The sequence below is a fragment of the Microcoleus sp. S13_C5 genome (assembly GCF_036700845.1).
Classification (GTDB): domain Bacteria; phylum Cyanobacteriota; class Cyanobacteriia; order Cyanobacteriales; family Microcoleaceae; genus Microcoleus.
Window position 1 is genome coordinate 1 of sequence record NZ_JAUBPR010000197.1, and the last position, 4,706, is coordinate 4,706.

Below are 4,706 nucleotides of genomic sequence, written 5' to 3' on the forward strand. Positions count from 1 at the left end.
CTCTTGTTTCATCTGTCGAAAGAATTCTTAAAGAATTTGGAGATAATTATGTAATTAATTTTGCTTAACTACTTAAACGGGCAAATCTTTTAAACCTAACTATTCATCTGTCTCTTCCTCTGCGCCCTCTGCGGCCTCTGCGGTAAAATCATTCCGAAACAACCGCCAACGATATAAATCCATTAAATCAATCAGGAGTAACCGAAATGGGAATGAAATGCGTCCAGTGTCAAACCGACAACATTTTGAGCGATCGTACCAGGAACTCAGGTCGCTGTAAACGGTGCAACCATCCGTTTGTCTTTGAACCCACTACCGTCACTGATAAAAAGTTGGCATTCACCGATCCCTTTTTCAAAAAGGCGATCGAAGATATTTCGAGCCAAAATATGTTGTTTTTTACGCACAAACAGTTTTTGTATTTGATGGATAAACGACTAAAATCTCCCACTTTGGTCTCAGCAAACGGATGTGGCTGGATTCTTCTCTACCTCATTCTTAGCTTTTTTGTGCCAATGTTAGGCCTTGCTTTTATTGGTCTAATTTTTAATTTTTCCAGTTTTTCACATTGGGAATTACTAATTATTTGGATTATTTATAATGTTTTTTGGTTAGGGCTATTCCTCAATCAAAGCACAGGTATTCGTAGCAGAAAAACTAATGCTAAAAACTTGCAAACTTTAGGGATAATTATTTTAGTAACAGGCATTTTTGGAAGCTTGATATTTAATTATTTCCCAGGATACATCGCAGCGACTGCACTAGGGCTATTTTCCTACTGGCTCGGAATTTCAGAAAAAAATCGTCCACAGATAACTGGTGAAGAATTTCTTGTCAATCAAGCGCAGAGTGATGAATGGCTACAGCGCTGGCAACGAGTGAACGGTACACTACAAAAACTCCTCCCTGCACCTCGTCAAGAGGCTTTGCCCGCAACCATCGATCGCGAAGTCAGCGGCTACAGCTTCGATCGCGCAATTATCTGTGACAGTGACGAAATAGCTCAATTCCTAATTGCCAACAACGTCCATTTTGAAAACAACTGCGCGATTCTTAGTATTAGTGGCTATCCCCAAAGCATCTTCAGTACCGTGATTGAAATGCTGCGGCGCAATACCGATTTAAAAGTGTATGCACTGCACAATGCGAGCCCTGCTGGAGTTGGCTTGGTACATCAACTGCGAACTAATCCAAACTGGTTTGCGAATCAAGCGGTGACGATTTTTGATTTGGGAATTTCTCCCCGTCAAATCTTAGCAACCCGCGATATGTTTGTGCAGCAATCTCAAACAATGGCACAAACCGCCCGTCAATTACCCGACGCTGTAAGGCAAGGTTTAACAGCAGAAGAACTAGCATGGCTGGATGCAGGCAATTTTGTGGAATTGGAATCGTTTACGCCGCAGCGGTTGTTGCGCGTGGTGAATTATGGACTTGCTCAGAGTGGCGATCCGCAGACCAATGGCGGCTTAATATTAGTGGATAATGCTGTCGGGTATGGTGGTGGCTATGTGTTTGTCTCCGACAGTTTTGGTTAGGGCGTGTTTTCAAACATTATATTAGACTTATTAATAATAAGCTTAAAAAGTCTTGAAACTTAGTCTGAATAAGATTTTTATCGCTCTTTAGTTAAAATCATAAAAAGCTTATCTTTGTAATGGCTTCAGCGATTTTAAAATGAGTAGCAAAAAAGCTGAGATTAACTCGGTGAGTAAAGGTTTCAGATTTTTTGATTTCCCCCCACGGGGGGAAGTTGAGTTTAAATTGTGTGAAATTTGCCTTGCACCCGCTCTCCTCTGGTTTTGTTTGTCTAGGCGCGGTTTATAACCGCCCGGACTTCTCACCGCCTGGACTTATTTAAGTCGTATACTCCGCATTAATCTTCACGTAGTCGTAACTCAAATCGCATCCCCAAGCTTTCGCAAAACCGCTGCCATTCCCGACACTAACCTGAATTACAACCGTATCAGCCTTCAAATATTCCCCCTCCGCAGCCGCTTTCATATAATTACTTGCAGCAGCGCGATCGAACTCTTTAGGTTGTCCGTTTTCCATCATCAAAAAATCCCCCAATTGAATCCGCAAATTCTCTTGATCGAAAGGTACACCAGCGCGCCCAGCCGCCGCCGCAATTCTGCCCCAATTCGGATCGCGTCCGAAAATAGCAGCTTTCACCAAAGAAGAACCGACAATTGTTTTGGCAATTTTACTTGCAGAAACTTCATCCAGCGCGCCGCTAACTTGCACTTCCACCAAACAAGTTGCACCTTCGCCGTCACGGGCGATCGCCTTTGCTAAATGTACGCAAACTTCTGTCAGCATCGCCTCTAATTTTTCAGCATCTGCCCCCATTTCCGTAATTGCCGGTGTGCGGGATTGACCATTCGCCAAAGCAATTAGCGAATCGTTGGTGCTGGTATCGCCGTCAACAGTAATTTGATTGAAACTTCTGTTAGCCGCCCGACTCACCATTTCCTGCCACAAATGCGACGACACTGCTGCATCGCAAGTTACAAATGCCAGCATTGTTGCCATATTCGGGTGAATCATTCCCGAACCTTTGCAAATGCCGCCGATGCGGACGGGTCGATCGCCAAACATGGTTTCCAGGGCGATCGTTTTCGGCACTAAATCAGTCGTACAAATAGCCTTAGCCGCCGCATCGGAACCAGTTTCCGATGCCTCAGCAACTAATCGGGGAATTCCCGCCCTCAGTGGCTCCATTTTTATCCGCTGTCCGATGACGCCAGTGGAGGCCAAAAGAATAGATTCTGGAGGAATATTCAGCGCTTCTCCCAACAATTTGGCACTTTCGAGGGCATCTGCCAAACCTTGTTCGCCAGTCGCAGCATTAGCTTGTCCCGCATTGCACAAAATTGCTTTCGCGCTGGGTTTAGCTTGCAAACGCTGGCGGCAGTAGTCCACACAAGCGGCCCGGACAGTGGAGGTTGTGAAAACTCCGGCGGCGATCGCGTCTACCTCTGACAAAATTAAACTTAAATCTGGCAAGCCTGAAGGCTTCAAACCCGCTGTAATTCCCGATGCTCGATACCCTCTGGGTGCTGTAACTCCGCCGCCAATTTCTTTCCAGTCCGACATCATGACCTCCCTAGTAGCCTTCAATCTGCTGAAAGGGGATTATACCATTTTAGATTTTAGATTTTAGATTTTAGATTTTAGACTTCGGCGTGAGCGCTCAGTCGAACGATTTTAGATTTTAGATTTTAGATTTTAGATTTTTTTGAACCCAATTTCCCATTCCCAATTCCCAATTCCCAATTCCCAGTTCCCCATAAAACTAATCGCGGCTTCCAATCTAGAGTTAGAACTCAAGAAGAAGTCGCGATGGTTTTGTAATTGACATTATTAATTTTAAGCTGGCAAACAACAAACTCGATTCAACTATCTCGCCGTTGAAAAAAGGGGTTATTTGCGATCGATACTCGCTGGAGAACCAGCATCTAAACCAACTTCAGCAGCCACACGGCTCAGCATGGATTCCTGACGGTTTTTGACGACGTGTTGATGGCGCATCATCAGGGTGCGGGCTTGTTCTTGAGTTGACATAACTGATTTCTCCAAATTATAGGTAATAACTTCGTAGACAATTGTCGAAATTGAGTTTGGCCTAGCTCATAGTGGCGTTGCTGCGATCGTAACTTGCTTGAAAGCTGGGCTGCGGTTTGCCTTGAATGTGACCCCAGTAGTGCGTATCTTCCATCCCGACTTCGGTGGCGGTGCGGTTGAGCATGGATTGCTGCCGGTTCTTCACCAGTTGGTGGTGGCGCATCATCAGAGAGCGAGCTTGATTTTCGGTAGACATATGGGGTTCCTCCGTATTCTTTAGATTAATGTTGGGCTGGTTTTTTCTTCTTTTCTATCACTATAACAGACAATTCTGTATCTAAAGCTACCAAATTAAAATTGTCACAAAACTTTACAATTGGGCTATGGGGCGAGAATCTCGATCGAGGTTGCAGGGAGTGCGATCGGGCTTTGGCTCGTGGATTCAGGCCCAACCTCAAGCAGCAGTTGGCAAAATTTGACAATATTCCTCTTCTAACCCTTTTCTGTCACTTTAGGCAAAAAATAATCTGGAAGGCTTATAGCATAAGACTTTTACCAAAAATCTTGATTTCAGCCATTCTGTTAGAAAATAAACGCTCAAATGCTCTAGCTCTATCTACAGTTAAAAATTTGGCTCTTATTTTTATTTTCCCAGAGTGACTTAAGAGGGTTAAGATTCCGGTCGTCAATCAGGATAGCTACATTTCCTGACGTAGCGGCAACGGTTCCAAGCCCTATGCGGGAAAATACCGATTCCGATCTAAGTAGGTAGTAGCATCGATTCGCAGTCGATTCGCAGTCGATTCGCAGTCGATTCGCAGTCGATTCGCAGTCGATTCACAATCGATTCGCAGTCGATTCACAATCGATTCGCTGTCCCTTCGTTGTCAATTCGCTGTCCCTTCGTTGTCAATTCGCTGTCCCTTCGTTGTCAATTCGCTGTCCCTTCGTTGTCAATTCGTTGTCAATTCGCCATCGATTCGCCATCGATTCGCTGTCCCTTCGTTGTCAATTCGCTGTCCCTTCGTTGTCAATTCGTTGTCAATTCGTTGTCCCTTCACAATCGATTCGCTGTCCCTTCGTTGTCAATTCGCTGTCCCTTCGTTGTCAATTCGTTGTCAATTCGTTGTCCCTTCACA

Annotated in this window: 4 protein-coding genes; 1 reads left to right on the forward strand and 3 read right to left on the reverse strand. The window is 44.7% G+C overall.

Annotated elements, in window-relative coordinates; translation table 11 throughout:
- Window positions 1–212 precede the first annotated feature (212 nt).
- Window positions 213–1,538, forward strand: a complete 1,326-nt coding sequence (locus tag QUA04_RS28115; protein ID WP_333263642.1) for a hypothetical protein — start codon at window positions 213–215, stop codon at window positions 1,536–1,538.
- Window positions 1,539–1,857: 319 nt separating this feature from the next.
- Here QUA04_RS28115 and argJ read toward each other — a convergent pair whose 3' ends face one another.
- The 3 genes from argJ to QUA04_RS28130 all read right to left on the reverse strand — a co-directional run bounded on the left by argJ (window position 1,858) and on the right by QUA04_RS28130 (window position 3,823).
- The gene (gene argJ, locus QUA04_RS28120) at window positions 1,858–3,099 is read right to left on the reverse strand and encodes a bifunctional ornithine acetyltransferase/N-acetylglutamate synthase (RefSeq protein ID WP_333263649.1); all 1,242 of its coding nucleotides are present in this window, start codon (window positions 3,097–3,099) and stop codon (window positions 1,858–1,860) included.
- Between the two features lie 327 nt (window positions 3,100–3,426).
- Window positions 3,427–3,567, reverse strand: coding sequence for a hypothetical protein (locus tag QUA04_RS28125; protein ID WP_172188083.1), 141 nt, complete (start codon window positions 3,565–3,567; stop codon window positions 3,427–3,429).
- A 61-nt stretch (window positions 3,568–3,628) separates the two neighbouring features.
- On the reverse strand, window positions 3,629–3,823 hold the full coding sequence (locus QUA04_RS28130; RefSeq protein WP_006631905.1) for a hypothetical protein: 195 nt from the start codon (window positions 3,821–3,823) through the stop codon (window positions 3,629–3,631).
- Between the last annotated feature and the right edge of the window lie 883 nt (window positions 3,824–4,706).